This window comes from Paracoccus sp. NBH48 (genome assembly GCF_015390265.1).
Classification (GTDB): Bacteria; Pseudomonadota; Alphaproteobacteria; order Rhodobacterales; family Rhodobacteraceae; genus Paracoccus; species Paracoccus marcusii.
In genome coordinates this window covers 356,032-380,468 of sequence record NZ_VUOJ01000002.1, presented here as the reverse complement: position 1 = coordinate 380,468, position 24,437 = coordinate 356,032, and the positions used below count along the sequence as shown (strand labels likewise).

Below are 24,437 nucleotides of genomic sequence, written 5' to 3'. Positions count from 1 at the left end.
GACCAAACCCCGTTAAAACGGGGAGGATTACCGGTACATTAAGGGCTGTCACGAACTTCGCAGCCAGCGAGGAGGGGCTGACGCTGACTAACCCGTTCGGTGGTGTTTACTACGACCGCAATGCAGGAGTCGTTGACCGCTTGCCGATCCCTGTGGACAGCATCCGGAAGATTCAGGCCCAATGCTATCGGATCGACGATGAGATGCGCTGGCTGGTGGCCCTACTCGCGGATACAGGGATGCGCCTGGCCGAGGCTGCAGGCTTGCTCTGTGAAGACTTTGGCCACGACGACGATGGCTACTACGTTCAGGTGAAGGCCCACCCGTGGCGTAGACTAAAGACTTCCAGCAGCGCTCGAACTATACCGCTGGTCGGTTCGTCTGCTTGGGCGGCACAGCGACTACTGCAGGACGGCCGCACATCACGCTTTGCTTTTCCACGCTACAACAAGACCGACCAGACTACCGCGAATGCAACTAGTGCGGCGCTCAACAAGTGGCTGAAGGCGCATGCTTACGAGAATGCCACGATGCACGGGTTCCGGCACTCAATGCGAGACCGGCTCCGTGCTGTAGAATGTCCAGCTGATATTGTAGATCAGATTGGCGGCTGGCAAACTGAAGGCGTCGGACACAGTTACGGTCGCGGGTATCCGCTCAAGGTAATGCGGCGCTGGTTAAATTCATTGGTCTAATCAAAGAAAAGTCCTTTTGTACCGCTTAAACAGATCGCGATGGCGAGTAGTTGATATATTAAACGGCAGTAAGGAAATTAGTCTTTCAGCGGCTCTCAACTTTTGCGGCATTAACTACGATAGAATCAGGCCGCCCCCGCTTTAATATCATGCTACCAGAGATACTTATCCTCGCACCGGCAACCAGCCCTGAAACTTTTGCGCTATCAGCGGCGATGTTGCGCAAATCAGCCCCGAGCATGACTGCCCCCTTTCCCGCCATTCTTCAGCGGACGGCTTCGATCTCGGCCCTGCCAAGGGCCGAGAAGCGGTTCATGATGGCGATGCGGATCTGGATTTCGGCGGTCTGGCGGGCGGGGTCTCGTGACATGATCCTCTCGCCGAAGAGCTTCAGGCAGTTCATCAGAGCTTCGACCCGACTTCGGACGTGATAGCCGGTCCACTTCTTCCAGAGCGCCCGGCCCAAGCGCCTGGTTGCCCGCAGGATCTCATTTCGCGCGGCAGCAGCGGGACAGTCTTCTTTCCAGGCGCGGCCATTGCGCCGGATCGGTATGACGGCATCCGCTCCTCGGTCGATGATCGCGCCATGGCATCGTCGTGTATCGTAAGCACCATCTGCGGTGACCGTGCCGATCGTCTCTTCCGGCGGGATCTGCGCCAGAAGCTCCGGCAGCAGCGGGCTGTCGCCTTGGCGGCTCGAGGTCAACTCGACCGCGCGCACATCCCCGGTGCCCGCGTCCATGGCGAGGTGGACCTTTCTCCATTGCCTCCGGCGTGACGGGCCATGTTTGCGGGCCTGCCACTCGCCGTCCCCGCGGAACTTGATACCGGTGCTGTCGATCAACAGGTTCAGGGGCTGCCCGGACGCGCGATACGGGACCTGCACCGCGATCCGCGCCTGCCGGCGGCACAGCGTCGAATAGTCCGGAACCGGCCAATCAAGCCCCGCCATCTGGATCAGGCTTTCAACCAGCCCGACCGTCTGCCGGAGCGGAAGCCCGAAGAGCACTTTCAGGGTCAAGCAGGTCTGGATGGCAGCGTCCGAGAAGGTCTCGGGTCGCCCGCGCTTGCCGGTCTTGTCGGCGTGCCAGACCGTCTCGGGATCGAACCAGACCGACAGCGAGCCGCGCTTGCGCAGCGCCGCATTGTAGTCTGACCAGTTCGTCGTGCGGTAGCGGATCGGGGAAGGCTTCGGCATGCCCTCGACCTAACCCTCAGGACGCGCTCAGTGAATCCCCATCACTGAGATGTGCAACAAGGTCGCTATCAGCTACTTTGATCGGAATAAAGAATCGGTAACCGTCCGGCGAAAAAATAAAGATCGCCTTCCAAGTCTGCGACTCGGCCGGTTAGGCTTCCATCAGCTATCATCTCCATCATCTCAGCAGGAGCCTGCATTTCCACCAACGCGGGCCGCTGAAATTGAAATTTCTTCATAGTCCTTGTTTCTATTTCCTGAAAGCTTGCGGAAATCTCGCGGTCCATTACCAAGAATCGATCTTCTCGAGTTACCACTTCAATAGTCTCTACGGTACGAGTTTCAAGAAGCTCGATGCCCGCTTTCGTAAGGGGGGTTTTGGTTCCACTCTCTATTGACATGGCAAACACTAAAGCTGGCACCACGATAGACATTGCAGCTACAACTGCCGAGGTTGTCGCAACCGGCTTATCCAGGAACTCCTTCTTCGCCGCGGACAAAACAACAACCAGGCTGCCTTCTCGTGTCGCATCAACGTAGAGGCTTACACCTTTTTGATTCGCAACAGATGCTGCACGTTCGAGAAACTTTCCGAGGTGTTTAGCGTCGACTCTAGATGTGCCGGTGAATTGGAATGCAAACTGTCCGGGAAGGAGTTCGTCTTGGAGTGCTGTATCTGCCATTTTCTGCCCTCTGAATTAAAGCATGTTGAAACGTGCTAGATTAAGTTTGGCCACATTGGGGCTTGGAACCTGCCACAGCATGATCGACAGGGATGTGCATCGCCTGATGCACTGGATTGTACGTTCATCTTGTTGTTTAGATTATTCAGGCTAAACTTTGGTCTACTGAGGACCTGCAGTTGAATGACTTGTTGCTGTTTTAGGTCAAACGCACTGATCACCGCTAAGCATCAATGCGCTAAGATCTACCGCCATGTTCTACGCCTTTGCCAAGATCGGACTTAGCTGAGGCTTTTCAATAGCTTGAATAAGCAAGTGGTGCCCGGAGACGGTGTCCTTGACCTTGCCGGTCTTGGTTAGGCTCCCGTTGCAGGCACCTTGGCAGCTATTTACCTCAACAAATCAATGGCTACTGGTCGTCCGAGGCTGTGTCAACGGGCACATATTGTACTACGGTATGTTCTACGGCTAGGGCCTGCTGAATAATGCTTCGGCAGTCGTTCAGATGTCCCCGGGGGGCGAGTGCCACCCCCACCCCTACCCGATACCGTATACATCCCCGACCGTTGTTGGGCGAAATAGCTAGTCAACCTGCGTTCATGGCTTAGCGGGCTGTTCAGTCGATGCACCGTGCGTTTTTCGTAATGTGACAGATCTTGAAATCAGGCGGGGTGGCCTTGGCTGTGGGTGATTTGCTGTACCGAATTGGGCGATGGTGATCAGAAGCGTCTAGTGACATGGCCGGATTGTTCCGTCGTCCGGCAGTCCAACACGGGGGCTCACGGACCTGCTATGGGGACAAGGTCTAATTAGATATCTATAGGACCTTGTCCCCTTAAGCCCAAAGCAGCCGTGGCTGATGAACCCCCGACCAACCCGAACCGGGGATCTCCGGATCGCCATTCTCGAGGTAAGCAACCCAATCAGCGAAGGGGATATGCCCAGCTGAGAGGTTGATGGATGGACTGTCCGCGGATCAAATTGTGCCTGCGCTTTCTGATTGAGGAACTAACTCTCAGACGGACAACATTAGGGAAGCTCGTTTATTCATGGGCGCACGATAGGGTAAAGACCGTCAACCGCGCATAGACCAGCCAGGGCGCCCCTGTGACAATCTAGGAAGCACTGGCTCTAAGCTAGAAAACGGCGTCGCTGTGCATTCTTCTAAGATCGGTTTTTGTGCTCATGAGTTTCGACATTTCTTCGCCTATTCTAGCTGCGTAAGGAGAAGCGGGATCCGGAATTCTTACCTCAAGCAAACGATACCCTAGTGTGTCGATGACATCGCGGGTGAATTGCTTTGCCCGCATCTGTTGTCGCGAAAGAGGCATATTTAAGAGCGCAAGTAGGGTGGTAGGCGGCAAGGCTTCCATGTCTCTGGATCGAAGGCGATAAAGTCCCCCGCAAATCAATCCAGGAAGATCGTCAGTTCCGACAAGCGCCGAGGAGCCGACAAGGTAGGTTCCATCCCTTACAACCAAAACATCGCCGGCAGCGACAGAAGCACGTGTTGCGTATTCGTCGTAAATCGCTTGTGAAACCCCTTGGCGCGGGTTGGCTCGGATTTCAAGGTCTGCGAGATCTGAAGTCCTTAGAAATGGGATAGATCCAGTGCCGTAGGCCATTTTTTCCAACTTCGATCCCCGTATCTGCGGAGAGTGCACCTGTATTGACCAAATCGCCCAGGCTTAGCCATTGAGTTCCAGACCTTTCTTCCTCTGCTGCCACCCGGGCATATAGATCCGGGTCATAGTATTTCGGAATTAATACCCGATGCGTCAGCTTTTCTCGACTGATTGGGAAGCCGTGTCTCGTAGCCGCACGCTCGCGGGTCATCCGCAATTTCGACCCTAACAAAGAAGATATCTTGCTGCGAACGCGCCCTTGTTCCTCAACGACCTTACGTACATCCTTCGATATAGCTTCGCGTTTATTTTCATCACGAGGCACAGGCAGCCGGAGTTCAAGGTGACGCTCACCCACCTTATCGATGATGTTCGCGGAGAACTGACGGACCCGAACTTGCCGCCGGACGAATTGCGTGGAAAGTGCAGCTAACACAAGCCAGCTGTCGATAGTGCCAACACCAGGCAAATCAAGCTCAGGATCGAGACGTAAGCGAAAAACGTGATCCTGTAGCACTAAAGGAAGATCGTCCTTGGTCACCATTGCCACCGTTCCCACAAGGTAGGTGCCATGGGCCACAAATAGGATGTCCCCCGCTTGCACGTTCTGTCGTTCGGCGACGCCAGCATACACCGTGGATGACACCCCCTTTTTGTAGTCTGACCGGATCTTCCATCCGTTTAAATCACTGGTGCGGACATAGGGGATCTGGCCAGTGCCGTAGTGCTCGCGCCGAATCCATGATCCAAGTCGTGACCCTTCTGCACCGGGGAGAAGAAGGTCACCTAGCCTAGGAAGCACGAAGTCTTCTTCCGCACATCGAGCTGCTACCTCGAGTTCCGGGTCATAGTATTTCGGTATCAGAATTCGATCGCGCAGCTCAGACCGAGCAACTGTGAAGGACAGATGGCTATCGCTGTCGGAGGTCATGCCCAGATTCCTTTAGCCGCCATACGCGTTGCAATTTCAGGGAGATCGTCAAGCAGCTCCATGCCTTGCGCTGTCAAACGCACAGTAGGGTTGCCGCGGCTATCATGACCGCACCAATCCGCTATCGCCATTTCAATATTCTCAGCTTGATCGGGCTGACGTTTCTGCAGAAACAGTACACATGTCTTCGCATGGGTGTAGGGCTGAAACACTTCCTCTGGTAAACTGACAAACCCGCGCAGCGAGAAGTTATCCATCAAGTATTGCACCACATAGCCATAAACAGGCATGCCGAAAATACTCTCCGGCAGGACAATCCCGAGCCGCCCGTTAGGCTTTAGGAGTTGCACGCAGCGCTCGATGAACAATATCTGTGGCGATTGCTCAGTACGACGCTTTCCTCCAGCGGTCCAATCTGTCTGACCTTTGGACGGCTTCGTCCAAAGTTTCGCTAGCTCATATTGCCCAAGTTTTTGGGCACCCGTCACCTTTATTTTCGAACCAAATGGTGGATTGCTAAGCACAACATCAAAGCTACCCATTTTTGCTTTAAGCCGCGCATCTTCATGCCATACCGCGGGAGGCGCTAAGGAATCCTCACAGAAGATGCCGCCACGTCCATCACCAATTATAGCCATGTAGGCCTTTGTAATTTTCGTAAGGAACGAATCTTTATCAAGTCCTCGAAAACCCCGTTGCGCCGTTTCGCGCTTTCGGCGTTCAAGAATAGCCTCGCTCCATCCCTTATCCGCCGCTTCATTTTCAAGCGTCTTCCAAACATGCTCCAGCGCAACGATAAGGAACCCGCCTGACCCGCAAGCTGGATCAATAACGGTCTCTGTGGGCTTCGGGTCGATAACGTCTATCATCATCTGTACCACGTTTCGGGGGGTGAAGAACTGGCCTTCCTCCCCACGCACAGCGGGTCCTATGAACACCTCAAACGCGTCGCCAATGGCATCACGTGAGGCTTCGAGTATGCAGTAGTTTTGCAGTTCGCCTACCACATAACGGAGGCTCTCGGGATCAAGGCCGATTTCCTCGTTTTCGCGGAAGACGTCCGGGTATTCCTGCTGCACCGCATCGAATAGCTGGTCAATGCGCGCTTTTATGCGATCGGAAGGTTCCCGGTGCACCGTGCGGAACTGCGGCAGGTCGTCGGGCGCAGTATTGAGTTCATCGTAGATTTTACAAAATAGTACTGACGTGATCTCGATGGCAAGACCCTGATCACGAGTAATTCCGGTGGTGTTTCCGGCGAGATGATTGCGGATGTCCCTAAGTACCGACTTAAGGTTAGTAGGTGCGATAAGGTCTCGCCGGTGAAGCGTGCCAATTTCCGCAACCGTCTGCCCGAACTTGGGCAAGGTCGGAAGAGTTGACCAGTGGATTTCCCCGCCCTCACGGTACTCTTTCAAAAGGTAAAGGTGGTCCAGTCCATTGAACCAAACACCGATTTGCGCCGACGACATCGTCATGTAGATCTTGAGCTGCTCCTCGCCGTCTTTGCGCGTTTTTTTCTTGCACTCCACAACAATTTGAGCATCGGATTCGAGCCTGTTGCCCGATGAGAATACGACTATATCAACAGGGTAGCTCTTCGCCCTCGTAGCGGAAGGCGTCGAGCGGACCCGAAACTGAGGGCGCGTCTGAATATGGGTCATGGGTTCCCTAGTTCATCAACAAGTCTACGCGCAAAGACCTGCACCGCGTCTACCTCTTCGGGTGTCGCACGAACTTCTTTGCCCGAAATGTAATCAGTGATCGTAATAGGTGCGGGCTTCCCACCAATCGTCATGGGGCTATTTTCAGACGGGTCGACGACGGTCACTGCCGCCTCTTCATATTCGACGCCGTTGGGCTCTTCTTTGCTCATTGATGTCATGTTTCCCCATGCCTTATGCCGCCGATCAACTCCAACCGAAGCGTTAGACCTAGATGCAGGAGCCGCTAGGGGGTGGCAACCGGATAAAGACTAGCGCGCTGTGCTCCTGATGTCCGGGTGGTGTTTGGTAGGGTTGGGGCCAGCAACATTCTTCCCAGTTGGTTCCACTATTTTCCTAAGGAAATCATCCGCACACATGCCACTCTGGCAGCCCTGTATGCCTCGCGCCCCCCGTTTTTCCGAAATCGTTTGGCATCATGACTAACCGGCTATGGCGAGAGGGCTGCGCTTCGACCGGTGGGTCAGGTCATACAAAAACAGCCGATAGCGATCCTCACCGTAAGTTCCCTTAACTGGTCCCCAAAAGCGACCGTTGTAGTTACCTCAGTTAGGGTAATCTTATTTATTATTAACAATAAGTTACGAATCAAACCTGATGTGTGCTAGATGGGATTTCAACGAAGTTGCGAGAGAGAGACCTGATGAACGATGGCGAGACCCGAGCGCGGAAAAGCCGAGTCCAGGATTACGTCTACCGCTTTGTGCAGTATGGCGAGCGCCGCGATTTTGCGGGTGTCATCATGTGGCAAGGCCTAGTGGTGCTCCGCTGGATGCAAGCAGGAACGACCGTGTGAGTGAACGTGCGACAGAGACAGTGACCGTTCTGACCACTGAGGACGGGCGACCTGCAGCAAAATTCATTACTAGGAACGATCTGGGGACGCTGGTGATTGAAAGAGTACCACGTTCTTTCCGTCATGACGTCGCAAGGCTGGACGTGACCGATCTCCAAAGTCTTGGCGAAGCGTTGGGAAATCTAGAAGGTAATCCATCGAAGTTTGTGATCCGTGGTCAGCTAATTTGTGGTCGTTCGTGTAGCGGCGTGCGCCGCCTATTAAAGCCTCAAGGCGGTGTGCCGGCGACGTTCGAGGCCTGCCCACGCGAATGGTGTATGATCGATATCGATGAATTGCCGCTTCCTTCCGACGTCGACGACTTTCGAGCTAATAAAGAGCGCCTTGTCTCCATAGCCATAGCTCACTTGCCCCCGGAATTCGCCACGGTCGACTGCTGGTACCAATTTTCTGGCTCAATGGGGCGTCAAGACGAATCGCATCCGGCTCCACTTATGGTTTTGGCTAGATCGTCCTGTCAGGGACAACGAGCTAAAGGCTTGGCTGCAGGGATACCCAGTGGATCTGGCAGTCTACAATCCAGTTCAACCGCACTATACGGCTGCCCCAGTGCTTGCAGACGGCGTATGTGATCCCATGCCTGACCGCTCTGGATTTTACCGTGCAGGCCGGCAAGTCACTACCGTGACTGTACCTGATGAATTTGAGGTTGCGCCTACCTCGGCATCTGCGACGAGACGCGGACGGGCTGGGCGACCGGCAGGCTTTAGCGGCACCAGGATTGTACGTGACCCTAATACGAATTTAGTCGTTGATGGACGGCGCATGTTCTTGCTGCAGGCCAGCAACAAGGCCACCACGGCTGTTGTGAAGGCAGGGCAAGCCGAGAAGATCGCCGTCGAAGAACTAGCTCAGATGACATGGGCCGTGTTCAGCAAAGGCGCCGATATCTCAGATGGCAAGTGGTCCGTTTTGGATGCTATGGTCGAAGCTGAGCAACGACTGGAGAAGCTGCGGACAGGGACCTACGACTTTACCAGCCGACAAGACGCGACCACTCTTTATCCCACTCATGCACCGTCTATTGCACCTGCCTTCGTTGACCGAGAAACTGGGATGAAGGCGCTTGGTGAAGCCTTGACCCGCTTCTTTTCCAACCTATCCGAGCGGGAACCACGGCTTGCTTTGCGGGTGACCATGGGTGCCGGAAAGACCCGGCAGGTTATTGAGCACCTAAAGGCATTTCTTGCCGGTCGTTTCGGTATGCGTATCGAAATCTACGTGCCCCGTCACGACCTTGCTGCCGAATATGTTGAGAAGCTTAAGGCAGGCGTACCTGTAGCTGCAAAGGTCGTTCACGTTGTTCCGCGCGATGGCGGAAGTTCAGGAAACCTGCCGATCCTGTGTCGTCGTGCGGACTATGTGAAAAGCTTGAGGAAGTCTGGCGTTGGGATATTCCATAAAGCTTGCCGTTCGGCTGATGGCCAACACTGTGAATTCTACGACGCCTGTGGCTACATTGAACAATTTCGTGACCCCAGTCTAGCTACGGCACAAGGCAATGTGGTCCGTATTGGGGTCCACAGCTACTTGGGCCTGCCGAGGAACCCCATCCAGAACGATCCAGACCTAGTTATCATAGACGAGGCCTTCCTCAATGACCTGATCAAGGAAGAACTTGTTCGGCTAACTGACATCCGTAAGGCATATCAAGACGCCTCGTCACCCCAATATTGGTGCCCTATTCGCGGATGCCTTGGTTACGGGACAGCCGCTCCTACAGTCTCTACAGACGGCGGGTGTAGTGCCGACGGATTTAGGTGATGTGGAACTGAACCATCTTCGGCCGCCGGCACCTTTCATGGCCGCCGGTAACAAGCCGGTCACCCTGCCGAGCGCGACGCTGCACAGGAGCTTGTCCGTGCTTCTGGAGGTCCTGCGTGAGGAACTTAGCCTCAAGAACCGCACGCAGGTGGAGCGTGTTATCTATGACCCACGCACTGACGAAGCCGTCATAGTACGACTGCACAGTCCCGAGATCCCAGACAACGTGCCTCTGTTAATCTTAGATGCCACTGGCGATCAGGACCTGCTTGAAGAGATCGTAGGCCCTGTTGAATTTCGTACGATCGATATCGAGCAGCGCGCTTTCACCACGCAGGTCTACGACCGCACCGGCAGCAACTCGTTTTGGAATGGAGACACAGCCCCGGTAGCTGATCTCGTAAGTATCCTAAATGTCTGGGCGCGACTGGGCGAGCATCCGCTGTTAATCAGCCACAAGAAACTCGCAGACCAGCTTCGGGAACGCAGTGATCTGGACGAGAGCGTTATGGTCAATCACTTCCAGAACGTTCGGGGCAGCAATGCTGCGGAGCACGCTTCTGCCGTATTCATCACAGGGCGGAATTCTCCACCAGCTTGGACCATCGATATAAAGGCTAGGGCTGTATTCTGGGCCGCTGATCAGCCCCTATGCCACGATGAGGCAAGCTTCTTACCTGCGACGGGAACGGCACTACCGCGATTGCCCACGGTGTTGAGGGGCTATCTGCAAAGTGGCGCAAACCCTCATCCGCAATCCGGTGTAGAGGTCAGATCGTTCACAGATGAACGCATCGAGGCCTTGCACCGGCAGAGTCGAGAAGCAGAAACTATCCAGGCCATCGCCCGGCTTCGTCTGGTTCATGCACCATTCGTCAAAAATGTCATTCTGCTCGGCAATCTGCCAGTCGAAATGCCGGTGGATCAGTTTGTCCGCTTTGACGAGTTGATGCCTGATCGGCTGGAGATTGAATTGATCCGCAAGGGTAATGTCCCGCTGTCTGCCGCGGGGCTTCTTCGGATGCGTCCGGACTTGGCCACGAATGCCCCCCAAGCCAAGAAAATGTTGCAGCGGAGTCGGGTCAAGGACCCCAGCCGGCTGAGGGCATTACCAATTCTTTCTCAGACAGGCCTGCTTGTCATCGAGTTCAAAGCTACGAATGCGGGCCGTACTGCCACTCATCAGCACCTGTTCATACTCCTTAACCAGCAAGCAGAACGGCTTCCTGCCGCGTCATCCATCAACCTCTCAGCTGGGCATATCCCCTTCGCTGATTGGGTTGCTTACCTCGAGAATGGCGATCCGGAGATCCCCGGTTCGGGTTGGTCGGGGGTTCATCAGCCACGGCTGCTTTGGGCTTAAGGGGACAAGGTCCTATAGATATCTAATTAGACCTTGTCCCCATAGCAGGTCCGTGAGCCCCCGTGTTGGACTGCCGGACGACGGAACAATCCGGCCATGTCACTAGACGCTTCTGATCACCATCGCCCAATTCGGTACAGCAAATCACCCACAGCCAAGGCCACCCCGCCTGATTTCAAGATCTGTCACATTACGAAAAACGCACGGTGCATCGACTGAACAGCCCGCTAAGCCATGAACGCAGGTTGACTAGCTATTTCGCCCAACAACGGTCGGGGATGTATACGGTATCGGGTAGGGGTGGGGGTGGCACTCGCCCCCCGGGGACATCTGAACGACTGCCGAAGCATTATTCAGCAGGCCCTAGCCGTAGAACATACCGTAGTACAATATGTGCCCGTTGACACAGCCTCGGACGACCAGTAGCCATTGATTTGTTGAGGTAAATAGCTGCCAAGGTGCCTGCAACGGGAGCCTAACCAAGACCGGCAAGGTCAAGGACACCGTCTCCGGGCACCAATAATCTCACTATTCTCAGCCAATTAACTCATATCGGCTGTAGGCATTTTGCGCTTTAATGTGAGTGTGATTACCTAGGGTTATACTAGGAGCACCGTAAGTAATCTGCAAATTAAAGCCGCGACGAATGCATGTCCTTTGGAAACGAAAGGCGCTCCTTTGCCACATCACGCGGTCGGTGTCAAACTACACGACGACCCCTAAGTAGCTGAGATGACTTGTCGAGCACATGCTGTGCTATTTGGCAAAACGTAATCGTCGATGAAACAATCGCAAGACCGATGCTCAAGCCGATGCTGACCTTTGTAGCTAGTCCGCAGAAGTATCAGTCGATTGATCAGATTGTGGCTGACGGTACTGCAGCAGTGCGGTCACCGTCAGGGCTGTCTTTCCACGGGCCGCGCTGGCACGGCACCACGAGTTGAACTCGTCGTCCGAGAGGCCATAGCGCCGCAATGCATCATCCCTGTCGATCAGTCCATGCAGCACGGCGAGCACCACTGTCTGCTTGCGCGAGGCAACCCAACGCGTGTCGGCATCGGGCAGATCGGCGACGCTGAGGATGCTGCCGTCATCGATCGTGACGGTGCGGAGGCGGGATGACTTTCGAATGAACATGGTGAACCTTTTACGCGACAATAGATGGACAGGTGTGCAGTGGGCAGGAAGGGAGGTTGGCGGGCCCACGCATTGTCTGGATTGTGGACAGGCTGCGATTGGATCACGAATATGACGCCACACGGAGCTAGCATGCCGCGAGATGTGACTTATCGTCTATATTCCGAAGGCATGTCAGTGGCGTTAATTGAGCCAACTATCGGGCTCAGCCTGCGCGGAACACGCCCCAGGTGACGGCCTGATGCTGCAGCCTGTCGCGAAGGTCGCGGAACTCTGCGTTGTGGGAATAGGCGCCGATGGCAGAAAGGATCATCGCCAGGTCTTTCGCCGAAACGACGGGACGCAGATCGGTCTGGTTCTGGTGCATAGGAAAAATCCAACTCAATAAACTATACAAATTTAATTAGCCGACACTTACTGTCCTGAGAACCTGCCTTTTCGCACAGGTTGTGGCGCATATTTGGAGAAATTCCTGCGATTGCATGGCGCAGGCGGCTTGGGATGCACGCAGCGGTGCCGTAATGTCGTAGTCTGGTGGACCGGCTTGCTGGCCGTGTCCGTGAAACTGATGGCAAGGCAGGAGTGAGGAATGGTCGATCTGAGGGGCAAGGGGGTTCTGGTGACCGGGGCAAGCCGGGGCATCGGTGCGGCGACGGCGCGGGTGCTTGCCGAGGCCGGGGCGCTCGTCGGCCTCATGTCCCGTGATGCACGCGCGATCTCACCGCTGGCCGACGAACTTGGCGGCATGGTTTTGGAAGGCGATGTCGCACGTGCCGCCGACATGGAGCGGGCGGTCGCGTCCTTCTGTGATCGCGCGGGCCGGTTGGACGTCCTGATCAACAATGCCGGTGTCATCGGAGCGATCGCCGGCATGGCCGATGCCGATCCGGATGCCTGGGGGCAGGCCATCGACATCAACCTGAAGGGCGTCTTTCACGGGATCCGTGCCGCACTGCCGGTCATGCGGTCGGCCGGCGGCGGGACCATCCTGACGGTGGGGTCGGGCGCCGCCCATGCTCCTCAGGAGGGGTGGAGCGCATATTGTGCAAGCAAGGCAGGCGCATTGATGCTGACGCGCGCGGTGGATCAGGAGGCGCGGGCGGACGGCGTTCGGGCGATCAGCCTGTCGCCGGGTACCGTGGCAACAGACATGCAGGCGGCAATCCGCGACAGCGGCGTCAATCCGATCAGCCAGTTGGACTGGACGGTGCATATCCCGCCGGAATGGCCCGCACGTGCACTGCTGTGGATGTGCGGGCCGGATGCGGATGCGTTTCTGGGTGCCGAGATCTCGCTGCGCGATGAGGCCATTCGGCGGCGTGTGGGCCTGATCTCCTGAGCGGCCGAGAAAGGGACCATGCACGCTTGTGAAAGAGATATTGGCCCCCTGCGGCAGCACCAACCGCGGCAATGAAACACACGTCGTCGCTTGGACAACCGGCAACGAGTTTCCTGCAGCAAGCCCGCATTTTCAGTGCCTGCCGTGTTGCCCGTTAAGGATTGATTTACCTTATTTGCGCAATGTGTCCCGCTGAGGGCCGGGAATGCGCAAGACGATTGCCCGGCATCGTATTTCGGTATGACGGGGGCGCATCATGATCTGGGGTCGAAGCGGCAAGGTGCAGGCGTCGCAGACGGAGGAGGCGCGAGATACGGTCGAGCTTCCGGTCCGGTCGCCGGGCGGGTTTTCCGAAGAGGCGCTCAAAGGTCTGGCCGACCTCGAGGCCCGCATGCCGCCCCCCGAGGCGGTGACCGAGCCCGCGTTCACCAGGTCCTTCCGCATGACAGACCGGCTAAAGCCCGATGCCGCAGCGGGCGGTGGGCTGGTGACAGGGACGGACGGGACCGCCCGGCCGCATTACTGGGGTCATCGTGAACGGCTGCGGACCCGCTTTCTTGAGGGCGGTCATGCGCCGATGCCGGATTACGAGATGCTGGAGCTTTTGCTGTTCAATGCTGTGCCCAAGATCGACGTCAAGCCCTTGGCCAAGCGCCTGCTTGCCACATTCGGGGACCTGAACGGCGTCGTCGCCGCATCCGAACACCGCATCCGGCAGGTCGAGGGCGCGGACCGTTGGGTCTATCTGCAATTGCGGCTGGTGGACGCGTTCGCGCAGCGGATGGCCCAGGCCAAGGTTCTGCAGCGCGAGGTGCTGTCGTCCTGGCAGGCGCTGATCTCTTATTGCCGCACCTGCATGGCCTATCGCGAGACCGAGCAGTTTCGGGTGCTGTTCCTGGATCGCAAGAACACGATCATCGCCGATGAAGCCTTGGGCAGCGGTACCGTCGGGCACGTGCCGGTCTATCCCCGCGAGGTGGCCAAGCGGGCTCTGGAACTGAATGCAAGCGCCGTGATCCTGGTCCACAACCATCCTTCCGGCGACCCGACGCCCAGTGACGAGGACATCACCATGACCGCCCGCGTCGCTGCGGCCTGTGAGGCGATCGATGTCTCGGTCCACGACCACGTCATCATCGGCAAGGATGCGGAGGCGTCATTCCGGGAGCAGGGGCTGTTGTAGTCCATTCGGGTTTCGGCTGCCGCCGAGACCAGTCATACTGTGCCGTATCCAATCGATATGATGCCCACGGTGGAACCGAGCGAGGGCATAATCGGATCGACTTGATATTGGTCGAGTAACGAAAAGGACCCGTCCGAATCGGACGCGGTTCCTGTGATTGGGATCGGTTCTGGTCTGGTCGGCATGGCCACGGCGTGCCGGCTTGTTGGTAAATCCTTATGTCAGGTAGCGACTGGATCAGTCTCAGAACTGACGCTCGTTGCTATCATTTCATCGCGCAGGGAACAGGACACGTTCGTAACATCACAGCCGGCCCTAATTACCTTGTTGCTCCGCGATTGAATGTACAAATACCGAGGAGGGACATGACTGTCTGTGCGTCTGTAGCATGGTACCTAGGCTCAATAGAACCTGCGACTCTGCCGCCAAGTTCGCGGACAGATCTCTCTATCCCGAAATAGGCATCTCGCAGAGCTGAAGTTTCAATGCATGCAGAAGCTCGCGTGCTGCCCGTCCTTGACAGCGTAGGTTTTCTCGTGTTGCGGCGACATGTACGTCCGCAAATTTGGCGTTCCGATCAGGCGATAGCGCGCCGGATTTGCACGGTGGTGGTTCAGATGCGCTACGCGCTATCAGGAGCGTTTGCGGGGATTTCTCTACAGATGAATCCCCGCGTCTGGGCTGGCCAAACTTGACAATCCGTCATGTGGCTTCATTATGAAACTACGGAGGATTTTAATTGTGTTCGTGTTTTCTCGTGTTCCGATAGCCGCTCTGGCAGCGGTCGGCTTTCTGGGGACAGCTCCCTTGGCATCGGCGCAGGCGACGCCGGATGACCTGGCCGCGCAGGCGCAGGCCTTGCGTCAGATCATCGCGCAAATGGAGCTTGAGGCTGCCGAGCTGGAGCCTCAGGTCGAGGCGGCGCGTACGGAGCTGAGCGAGCTGACGGCCAGGATCGAGGCGGCGACCAGCCAGCTTGCGCAGGAGCAGGAAAGCCTTGCGGGCGCGCAAGAGAACCAGGGCACGGTTCAAAGCGGCACCGAGAGTGCAGAGGCGCAGGAAGCTGATCTGAGAACCCGGATCGCGGCGGCTGAGGCGGAACTTGAGGACTCGAACACCACCCTCGAAGCGCGGCGCGCCGAGGCGGAGGAACTGGCTCAACGGACGGAAGATCTTCGCACGACCGAGCAGGAGCAGGCACAGAGACTTGCCGTGCTGGAGGAGGAGATAGCAGCCGCCACCGCCAGCCGTGACGAGATGACCTCTGCGCGGCAGGAGATTGAACCGCAGCTTGACGCGATGCGTGCGGAGCTGGCGGATCTGACAACGCGTCGCGATGCGATGCAGGCGGAATTGGAGCGGTCCGAAAGCCTTTCTGCAGAGGTTGCAGAGAGACAGGAACAGGCGGCTGCCGTCGAGGCGCAATTGGCTGCCGCGCAGGCTGAACTGGCTGAGCTGACCACACGTCGCGACGCGGTGCGAGCGGAACTGGAGCAATCCGAAGGCCTCTCTGCACAGGTTGCAGAGCGGGAGGATCAGATGGCCGCCGCTCAGGCCCAGTTGGACGAAGTTCAGACGGAACTGACGGAGTTGACCGCGCGTCGCGATGCGATGCAGACGGAGCTTGAGCAGGCGGAAGGCCTCTCCACGCAGGTTGCGGAGCGAGAGGAGCAGGCTGCCGCTGCGGAGGCGCAGCTGAATGCCCTCCGGACGGAACTGGCAGAGCTGATCACGCGTCGCGATGCGATGCAGGCTGAGTTGGAGCAGTCCGAAAACCTCTCCGTGCAAATCGCGGAGCAGGAGGAACAGGCGTCCGCGGCCGAGGCCGAGTTGAATGCAGTGCAATCGGAACTGGCAGAGCTGACCACGCGTCGTGACGCGATGCAGGCCGACCTGAACCGGTCCGAGAGCCTTGCCGCACAGATCGCCGTGCAGGAGGAGCGTGCCGCAGCGTTGCAGACGCAGATCGAGACGCTGAGCACCGACCTGGCCGCACAGCAGGCTGAGCCGGAGCAGGCAGCCGCCCCCGAGCCGCCGACGGATGCGCCCGCCGAACCGGCCCCCGTGGCAACGCAGGAACCTGCGGCAGACGCGCAACTGGCGGTCACCGGTGACGACGGCTCGGCTCTGCAAGCGCGGGACGCGGATCAGGTCAGCGCCATCCTGGCCACCACGCCCGGTCTTCCGCAATCACAGGCGTCGCGCGATCGGCTGCGCGACCTGCTGGTCGAAGGCCAATGCACCATCGACGCGCTGCGCGAGGTCCAGAACCCCATCAACCGCCAAGCGTTGCTTGTCCTTCTGGCTGGGCTGGACGGATGCTGACATTCCTCAAGCGGAAAGAGACGACGATGCCAATTTCCAAGCTTCTGCGACGCCTTGCCTTCGGGATCTGCGTGGCGTCCGGCATGTCCGTCGCAGGCCATGCCCAGAACGCCGACATGACGATCATGACCGGATCGCCGACCGGCACTTATATCCAGATCGGTCGCGACCTGAGCGGCCTGATGCAGCAATGCGGCCAGAACCTGGAGGTCGTCGAATCGGCTGGCTCGCTGGAGAATTTCCTGGCCGTGCGTCAGCGCCCCAACACTCAGTTCGGCATCGTCCAGAACGACGTGCTGGAGTACATGCAGACATTCGCGAGCGATGATCCTGCCGTGGCGCGGGCCATTGCCGGCGTTCGGATCGCCTTTCCCCTGTATGAGGAGGAAGTCCACATCCTGGCGCGCCGCGACATCGCCGACTTCGGCGGGCTGAATGGCAAGCGGGTCGCCATCGGGGTCGAAGACAGCGGCACCTATCTGACCGCATCGCTGATGATCTCTCTGGCCGGCATCGAACCGGCCGAGGTATTGCCCATCGCACCCGGCGATGCGCTGCCGCAGCTGGAAGCGGGCGACATCGATGCCTTCTTCTATGTCGCGGGGGCGCCGGCCGCGCTGTATGCCGAAAACGAGATCGACGGAGAGCAGTTTCACCTGCTGCCGATCCAGGATGACACGCTGCAGGCGGTCTATACCCCGGCGACGCTGGCGGGCGGGACCTATGCCTTTCAGCCGGACCCGGTGGACCTGGTCGCCGTCAAGGCGGTGCTGATGACCTATGAATACGATCCGCGTGGCAACCGCTATCATCAGGCCAGCTGCCGCGGCGTGTCGGACCTGTCGTCGCTGATCCTGTCCAACATCGACACCCTGCGCTCCGACGGTCATGCAAAATGGCAGTCGGTCGACCTGACCGACATTCCGCCGGGCTGGGACATCTCGACCTGCGTGAACCGGGGGATCGACCCGGAATACGTGCCCAGCTGCACCCCCGTCGCGCCAGAGGCCGAGACGCCGACCGACAGCGAGGCCAACGCCGCCTATCGCCGCAACATCTGCGCCGTTCTAGGCTGCTGATCAGGGCGCCGTCGGCACCGCCCAGTCCGATGCCGGGCCGGGCGTACCGTCGGCGCGCAGGGCCGCGACCCGCCACCGTGCGACGGGCTGTTCAATCAGGGCAGCCGTCAGGTCGGTGTCGATCTGTTCGATCTGCTCCGATCCTTCGACGTTGAATTCCACGCGATACTGCACAGGGTCCGGCCCATCGGGTGCGGACCAGTACAGTTCGGACTGACCTGCCGTCAGGATGGTCTGGCGGTTCGGGGTGGGCATGCCGGGAATCTCTGCGGGGGACGCATCGGCGACGTCAAGCTCGCGAAGCCGTGCAACCGCGCCCGAGATATCGGGTGCCTTGCGATACCATGCGCGGGCGCTGTTCGGATCGGCCTCGACCCCGATGCCGGTCTCGTACAGCTGACCCAGATAGTACGCGGCCCGTTCGTTGCCCCACAGCGCAGCACGCTTGTACAGCGCCAGCGCCGCCGCCTGATCGACGATATCCGCCTCGAGCGCCTGCGTCAGGAGAATCTGCGCGTCCGGAGCGTTCTCCTCGACCTCTGTCACGATCGCGGCCTGCCGCGGGGCGGGTTCGGCCACGGGTTCCGGTGCGATGGGCGCGGGTGCAGGGGTCGCCGCTTCGGGTGCTTGGACAGCCACCGCCGGAGTTCCCGCGGCCTGATCGACGGGCGCCCGGTCCGGGGTCAGCAGATAGCCGCCGACTGCGACAAGACCGATCACGGCCGCGCCGGCCAGGGCGGGCGTCTGCCACCGACGCGCGGGCGGCTCCTCCAATAGCAAGGGCACATGCCCCGCGGGCGCTGTCCCGACATAGGGTTCCGGAAAAGACGGCGGTTCAGCGGGTTCTCCGATGGATGCCGCTTCATCGCGGTACCCGCCTGCAGGCAAATCGGGCAACGGGCGGGGCAGGGTCCCGGCCTGCGCCAATTCGGACAGACAGGCATGGACGTAAACCTCGTCCATCCGGCCGCCTGGAGCCATGCGCTCGCGGGACAAGCAGTGCCGCACCAGGCGGTCGATCTGGCCGGGATTGCCGCCTGAGGCCTCATGGATCAGCCAAAGCCCGCCGGCATCGAAAGGCTGGCGTCCTCCGTGACAAGGGCATTTCCGGACGCGGAAGCGATGTGCGATATAGTCGGCGGTCTCTGCCTGCGTGAGGGGCTGCATCCGCAGATGCCCCCCGATCCTGCGCCGCAACTCGTCATGAATTGGGGGGTCGAGCAGGGCTGCGGCCTCTCCACGTCCGACCAGCAGGACATACAACGGCTGCGGCAAGCCCGAGGCGGCCGTGATCTCCTCCAGAAATTCCTTGGAGGGTTCGGACAACAGATGCGCATTGTCGACGATCAGGACACATTTCCGGTAGGTCGAGCGCCCTTTCTCCAGAAGCCGTGTCAGTTCCGTCAACGGGTCAGGGGAACTGATGCCGAACGCCTTGGGCGCTTCCTGCGACAGATCCATGCCCGGACGATTCAGCGTGACCCGTCCGATCTTCATGTCACCGGAGGATTGCGCGATGAACTCCGACGTCAGGACCGTCTTCCCGATCCGGGCCGGCCCCGACAGGACCAGCAGCCCACGGTCGAACTTGGTCCAGGCCTTGATCATCGCCAGATGATCGCGATGCGCTTCGGTCAGATACAGTTGATGCCGGCCCGGTGCCGACGCGAAGCAGGGACAGGACAGTGTATCAAAGGCGTTGTCCACTGCTCTCTCCACCAAGGCACGGGGTCCAGGCATACCGAAACGGATGCCACACAATCGATATGCTCTGTTAACCAAGGTAAACAAGAATGGCGCGAGGGTCCATCGGCCACCTGCTCAGGTCCCTGAAAAGTGCATGTCAATTGTTGGTATTGTCCGGCGGTATGACGGTGCCATGATGAACGCCTCTGTTGAAACCTTTACAGACGCTCCGAGAAAATATGTGGCATATATATTATTTAGGGGTCTTTAGTATGATCGCCTAAAATGCCGAAATTTTTAAATGATATCAGTATTGGCTAGTTTTTATGGCATGACAGACAGATGCGTTTAGGGTTAGGCTAGAATATCCGCAAGGATTTTTTCTAGAATTTTCATTATAAATCAAATTCATGTAAGATAATAGCCTTGGGGTTTAGCGAGCAACATCTACTAAATAGTGTACGTCTCCACGTTAATCCTTTTGGTATCTTAAAATGTCCTTCTGGGCGTTATTGGCGCAGACGGCTTTGCATCTGTTGATTCCGTGGCGCATGCGCATAATAGAAAGTCCTGCCCGGACTTTTAAGTATAGAACAGCATATTCCACTTCTTTTACCGACATGGATGATTGAGCCTTATTCTCCAAAAGGTTGATACGAAAATAATCTATCAACCATGTAGCGAATATTGGAGAAAAGTTTTTCGCTTTTGGCACCACCGGAGCGTTCAGAAAAACTGCAAGTATACTGAGCTTTTAAATGATCGGCAGGCCAGCGCAATCGAGACGCCTAGTACTATGCGCTGGCGTTTTCATGGCCTGTTTTATAGGGGAAAGGCCAGCCTACCCGGAAAGGCAAGTCACGATCGCCTTGGCTTCACGCCAGAGTACTCCGCTCTCCGGAGGCGCCAATACAGACGCCCCCAATCACGGCAGCCAAATTTCGATCGTGCCGTCCCGCGGGGTGGGGCGGAAGAAGGTGAAGTCTGCCACCGTCTCCCGGCCACCCCCGCCGATCAAGTCGGCGATGGTCCCGGAAACCTCGCGGTCGGCGTCCTGAAAATAACGGATGCTCTGGCGGTCGACTGCGTAGCGGACGGGACGGGTCTCGACCTCGGCCGTGCCAAGGGCGCGCAGAAGGCGGCTGATTTCCTGCGAACGCTCGAACCCGCCGCGTTCGGGATAGTGGATCACGACCCGCGCCTGCGCCAATGTCCGCGATCCGAAGGACGGTGTCGCCGCGGGGATGCCATTCCACGGCACGGGGGCCGTCGTGGCGGGGGGTTGCGTGAACACGGGTGCACCGGGAGGTGAGACGGGCACCGGCGATGGCGCAACGGGCACAGGCACAGGAACCGGCACGGGCGCCGGTGATGGCGCGACGGGCACGGGTACCGGCGCCGCGACAGGCGGGCTGGGTGGCGCGACGGCGACCGGCGTGCGGGGAGCGGGTTCCGCCGGAGCCGCCCGCTCGGGTCGGGGCGCCGGGGGTGCTTCGGGCGCCGGCTGCGGTTCGGGCGCGGCAGCCTGGCCGGGCAGGGGCGGCAGGTGCCGCCAGATGTCCTGCGCCGTGGAATGCCCCCCGTGTTGCCCTGTGCCCCCGCCTGCGCGGCGATCAGGCAGGCGGTCATGGTCAGCGCCCCAAGGCGGGCTGTCAGCTGGCTGCGGCGTTGGGTCATGTCACGGGCCTTTGCTGTGATGCGTGCGTCCTGGCACCTTGATCAGCCACCAGGGCGTTGCTTGCGTTGTGGGATGCATAACGGACCCCGCCCGCGTGTCACGTCAAGTTCCGGTTATCCCCGCTGAACGGCAAAAAATCGCTTAATTTCAACGCTTAATTGCGAAAGACGCCATGCTGTTCCGTCCAGGTTGTCGGTCCTGACCACAGGTCTTACTGGAACAGGATGTGACGCCGTCCGTCGCGCGCGTGATGGAAATCACATGTCACCCGAAACACGTCGGCCAACAGGTCCTGCGTCAGCACCTCGGCCGGGGGACCATCCGCCACGACGCGGCCTTGGTCAAGCACCAGCAGGCGGTCGCAGAACATGGCCGCGTGGTTCAGATCGTGCAGCGCCACGATGCTGGTCAGCCCAAGTCTGGAAACCAGCCGCAGCAGGTCCAGCTGATGCTGGATGTCCAGATGATTGGTCGGCTCGTCCAGGAACAGCTCTCGGGGCTGCTGGGCCAAGGCACGGGCGATCTGGACGCGCTGACGCTCGCCGCCCGACAGGCCCTGCCAGCTTTCATGGCGGAACGCGGTCATGTCGACCTGTTCCAGCGCCCGTTGGACCGCGATCATGTCGGCCGTCGAACATCCCGCCAGAGGCGCGCGGTGGGGTGTCCGTCCCAGCATCACGACCTCCTGGACGGTCACGTTCATCTCGGTCTGCGCGTGCTGCTGGACCAGAGCCACGCGCCGTGCCAGGTCGCGCCGGCGCATTCCGGCAATGTCCTGTCCATCCAGCGTGACCTGGCCCCGGTCCGGCCGCCGCAGCCCCGCCAACAGCCGCAGCAGAGAGGACTTGCCCGACCGTTCGGCCCCAACAGCCCCAGGATCGTGCCCGGTTGAACGCGCAGCGACACGTCATGCAGGATCGCCTTGCGCCCGACGCCCCAGGACAGGTTGGTGGCTGCAATGCTCATGCCGTGGCCCTCGCGCGGTACAGGATCAGTGAAAAGCACGGGACGCCCACCAGCGCAGTGACGATGCCGATGGGCAGGGTCTGCTGAGTCATCACGCTGCGCGAGACGATGTCGGCCAAGACCATGAAGACCGCGCCGACCACCGCGCAGGCGGGCAGCAGACGCATATGTCCCGGCCCGATCAGGAACCGCACCGCGTGGGGGACGACTAGCCCGACAAAGCCGATGGATCCGACCATGCTGACGATGGTCGCGGTGATCAACGCCGTCGTCGCGAACAGGACGATCCGCACCCGGCCCACCGCGATCCCCATGGACGCGGCCGCGTCGTCGCCGAAGGTGAAGGCATCCAGCGCGTGTGCATACCAGATGCAGACGACAAGCCCGATCAGCATCACCACGGCCAGCAGCTGGAATTCCGGCCAGCGCACGCCGCCAAAGCTGCCCAGCAGCCAGAACATCACGTCGCGCGCCTGCTGCGCGTTGCCCGATGTGGTGACGACATAGGCGGTCAGCGCGTTGAACAGCTGTGCGGCCGCGACCCCGGCCAGGATCGTGCGGTCCGGCCCGCCGCGCCCGCCGTCCGACAGCAGCGCCACGAAGGCAAAGGCCGCCAGCGCCCCGGCAAAGGCGCCGGCCGACAGCGACACGGTGCCCGCGCCGACGCCCAGGATGATCACCGCCACGGCCCCCGTCGACGCGCCCGCGGACACGCCCAGCACATAGGGTTCGGCCAAGGTATTGCGCAGCAGCGATTGCAGGATCGCACCGCAGATCGCCAATCCCGCCCCGCACAGCGCCGCGACCAGCGCCCGGCTGAGACGCAGGTCCCAGATCACGCTATCCTGGATGCGGCTGATCTGGGCATCGGTCCAGCCCAGGTGGTTGGTGGCCGACAGGCCGACGGTCGCCAGCGGGATTCGCATCTCTCCAATGCTGACGGCCAAGGCCACCGCGACCGTCACGGCCGCGGTCGCGATCATCAGCAGGGCGGCGAAACCGCCCCTGCCGCGATGGGCCGAAACGCTCATTTCCCCTGCAGCGCGTCCAGCTGACGGGCCAGCTCCTCGGCGCCATAGATGGTGCGGATCGTCGGGTTCATCGCCGCGCCATTCATGGTCAGGATGTGGCCCTGCTGCACCGCGGGCATCTGGCTGACCGAGGGGTCGCTTTCCAGGAACGCGATCTTGTTGTCGGCGCGGTCCAGGTCCCACCGGTCGCGGTCCAGCGATGCAGCGACGATATAGGTCGGATCGGCGGCGATGATGCCCTCCCACCCGACAGTCGGCCATTCCGCCTCGGTCGTGATCGCGTTGCGGCCGCCCAGCAGGTCGGCGATGAAGCCCGACGCGCCGTTCTTGCCGCCCAGATAGGCGTCCTCTCCGGCCGAGGGGCTGGAGAACCAGAACAGGAAGGTCATGTCGTCGTCGCGGTCGAAACCGCGCACGCAGGTCGGCCTCGCGCTTGCGGAAGTCTGCGATCAGCGCCTGCCCGCGATCGGCCACGTCGAAGATGCGCGACAGCTCGTCGATCTCCTGGTACAGAAGGTCCATGTTCCACAGTTGATCGCGGCTGCCATAGATGTCGCCGGCATCGTCGCGGGTGTTGCAGATGCCGGGCGACAGATAGCTGGGAATGCCCAGATCGGCAAAGTCCTGTCGCTTGGCGACCTTGCTGTCATCGCCCAGCAGCAGCGGCAGCTGTGCCGCCACGAAGTCCGGCTCCTTGGTCAAAATCCCCTCCAGCGTGGGCTGTTCGACGGTCAGGATCTCGACGGCGGCATTCGCCTCTTCCAGCTCTGGCAGCACCTTGGTGGGCCAGAAGGCCGACGCGGCCAACCTGTCCTGCAGCCCCAGCATCAGCAGGATCTCGGCGCTGTTCTGTCCCAAGGCCACGGCATTCTGCGGCGCCTGCTCGATGGTGATCTCAACGCCGCAGTTCTCCAGCGTCAGCGGATACTGCGTCGGTTCGGCCCAGAGCGTCGCGGGCGCTGCAAGACAGGCCAAGGCCGCAAGGATGAATCGGGGGGGCTGGTGCATGGTCTGCTGCCTGATCTTGTATGACGTTGCGGGGCCGATAGCACCGCCGGATCAGGTCGGCAACGAAAATAGTCAACTTTAGGGCCCCTCAACGATGGCGTCGCAGGGTGGCGGTCTTGCGGCGACGGAAATATCAGCGTCGGCACAGGGGGTTGCGCCGACGCCG

19 protein-coding genes are annotated in these 24,437 nt (G+C 59.3%); 8 read left to right on the top strand and 11 right to left on the bottom strand.

Annotated features, from left to right (window positions below; all coding sequences use genetic code 11):
• Positions 1-140 precede the first annotated feature (140 nt).
• Positions 141-695: a tyrosine-type recombinase/integrase gene (locus F1642_RS05395; protein ID WP_255522141.1), complete on the top strand. Its 555-nt coding sequence runs from the start codon at positions 141-143 to the stop codon at positions 693-695.
• 265 nt (positions 696-960) lie between these two features.
• On the opposite strand, the gene F1642_RS05390 is transcribed toward F1642_RS05395, so the two are convergent.
• The 5 genes from F1642_RS05390 to F1642_RS05370 form a co-directional block, all read right to left on the bottom strand.
• On the bottom strand, positions 961-1,893 hold the full coding sequence (locus F1642_RS05390; RefSeq protein ID WP_045984280.1) for an IS5 family transposase: 933 nt from the start codon (positions 1,891-1,893) through the stop codon (positions 961-963).
• 68 nt (positions 1,894-1,961) lie between these two features.
• A complete protein-coding gene (locus F1642_RS05385) occupies positions 1,962-2,576 on the bottom strand; it encodes a hypothetical protein (RefSeq protein ID WP_194885697.1) in 615 nt (204 codons plus the stop codon).
• 1,566 nt (positions 2,577-4,142) lie between these two features.
• Positions 4,143-5,132: a hypothetical protein gene (locus F1642_RS05380; RefSeq protein ID WP_194885696.1), complete on the bottom strand. Its 990-nt coding sequence runs from the start codon at positions 5,130-5,132 to the stop codon at positions 4,143-4,145.
• The gene (locus F1642_RS05375) at positions 5,129-6,796 is read right to left on the bottom strand and encodes an N-6 DNA methylase (RefSeq protein WP_194885695.1); all 1,668 of its coding nucleotides are present in this window, start codon (positions 6,794-6,796) and stop codon (positions 5,129-5,131) included. The genes F1642_RS05380 and F1642_RS05375 overlap by 4 nt, the downstream gene beginning before the upstream one ends.
• A complete protein-coding gene (locus F1642_RS05370; RefSeq protein WP_194885694.1) occupies positions 6,793-7,008 on the bottom strand; it encodes a hypothetical protein in 216 nt (71 codons plus the stop codon). Before F1642_RS05370 ends, F1642_RS05375 begins: the two co-directional genes overlap by 4 nt.
• 1,469 nt (positions 7,009-8,477) lie before the next feature.
• Between F1642_RS05370 and F1642_RS05365 the strand changes: the two genes are divergently transcribed.
• Both F1642_RS05365 and F1642_RS05360 read left to right on the top strand, forming a co-directional pair.
• Positions 8,478-9,476: a hypothetical protein gene (locus tag F1642_RS05365; RefSeq protein ID WP_194885693.1), complete on the top strand. Its 999-nt coding sequence runs from the start codon at positions 8,478-8,480 to the stop codon at positions 9,474-9,476.
• Between the two features lie 37 nt (positions 9,477-9,513).
• Positions 9,514-10,839, top strand: a complete 1,326-nt coding sequence (locus F1642_RS05360; protein WP_194885692.1) for a hypothetical protein — start codon at positions 9,514-9,516, stop codon at positions 10,837-10,839.
• A gap of 828 nt (positions 10,840-11,667) precedes the next feature.
• Here the strand turns inward: F1642_RS05360 and F1642_RS05355 are convergent.
• On the bottom strand, positions 11,668-11,976 hold the full coding sequence (locus F1642_RS05355) for a DUF1153 domain-containing protein (protein WP_194885691.1): 309 nt from the start codon (positions 11,974-11,976) through the stop codon (positions 11,668-11,670).
• 589 nt (positions 11,977-12,565) lie between these two features.
• On the opposite strand from F1642_RS05355, the gene F1642_RS05350 reads away from it, so the two are divergent.
• The 4 genes from F1642_RS05350 to F1642_RS05335 all read left to right on the top strand — a co-directional run bounded on the left by F1642_RS05350 (position 12,566) and on the right by F1642_RS05335 (position 17,902).
• Positions 12,566-13,315 (top strand): SDR family oxidoreductase, encoded by a 750-nt coding sequence (locus F1642_RS05350; RefSeq protein WP_194885690.1) that lies wholly within the window; start codon positions 12,566-12,568, stop codon positions 13,313-13,315.
• Positions 13,316-13,706: 391 nt separating this feature from the next.
• Positions 13,707-14,498, top strand: a complete 792-nt coding sequence (radC, locus tag F1642_RS05345) for a DNA repair protein RadC (protein WP_045999578.1) — start codon at positions 13,707-13,709, stop codon at positions 14,496-14,498.
• An 807-nt stretch (positions 14,499-15,305) separates the two neighbouring features.
• Positions 15,306-16,823, top strand: a complete 1,518-nt coding sequence (locus F1642_RS05340; protein ID WP_194885689.1) for a hypothetical protein — start codon at positions 15,306-15,308, stop codon at positions 16,821-16,823.
• 26 nt (positions 16,824-16,849) lie between these two features.
• Positions 16,850-17,902: a TAXI family TRAP transporter solute-binding subunit gene (locus F1642_RS05335; protein ID WP_194885688.1), complete on the top strand. Its 1,053-nt coding sequence runs from the start codon at positions 16,850-16,852 to the stop codon at positions 17,900-17,902.
• Here F1642_RS05335 and F1642_RS05330 read toward each other — a convergent pair whose 3' ends face one another.
• The 5 genes from F1642_RS05330 to F1642_RS15465 all read right to left on the bottom strand — a co-directional run bounded on the left by F1642_RS05330 (position 17,903) and on the right by F1642_RS15465 (position 23,679).
• Complete coding sequence (locus tag F1642_RS05330; RefSeq protein WP_194885687.1) at positions 17,903-19,609, bottom strand: AAA family ATPase; 1,707 nt, start codon at positions 19,607-19,609, stop codon at positions 17,903-17,905.
• A 904-nt stretch (positions 19,610-20,513) separates the two neighbouring features.
• Positions 20,514-20,780 (bottom strand): hypothetical protein, encoded by a 267-nt coding sequence (locus tag F1642_RS05325; protein ID WP_139598747.1) that lies wholly within the window; start codon positions 20,778-20,780, stop codon positions 20,514-20,516.
• A 697-nt stretch (positions 20,781-21,477) separates the two neighbouring features.
• Complete coding sequence (locus F1642_RS05320; protein ID WP_255522140.1) at positions 21,478-22,092, bottom strand: ABC transporter ATP-binding protein; 615 nt, start codon at positions 22,090-22,092, stop codon at positions 21,478-21,480.
• A gap of 136 nt (positions 22,093-22,228) precedes the next feature.
• Entirely contained in the window at positions 22,229-23,263 is a 1,035-nt protein-coding gene (locus tag F1642_RS05315) for an iron ABC transporter permease (RefSeq protein ID WP_194885686.1), read from the bottom strand.
• The gene (locus F1642_RS15465; RefSeq protein WP_370582789.1) at positions 23,260-23,679 is read right to left on the bottom strand and encodes an ABC transporter substrate-binding protein; all 420 of its coding nucleotides are present in this window, start codon (positions 23,677-23,679) and stop codon (positions 23,260-23,262) included. The genes F1642_RS05315 and F1642_RS15465 overlap by 4 nt, the downstream gene beginning before the upstream one ends.
• On the opposite strand from F1642_RS15465, the gene F1642_RS16360 reads away from it, so the two are divergent.
• On the top strand, positions 23,651-24,295 hold the full coding sequence (locus F1642_RS16360; RefSeq protein WP_370582788.1) for a hypothetical protein: 645 nt from the start codon (positions 23,651-23,653) through the stop codon (positions 24,293-24,295). The genes F1642_RS15465 and F1642_RS16360 overlap by 29 nt on opposite strands.
• Positions 24,296-24,437 lie beyond the last annotated feature (142 nt).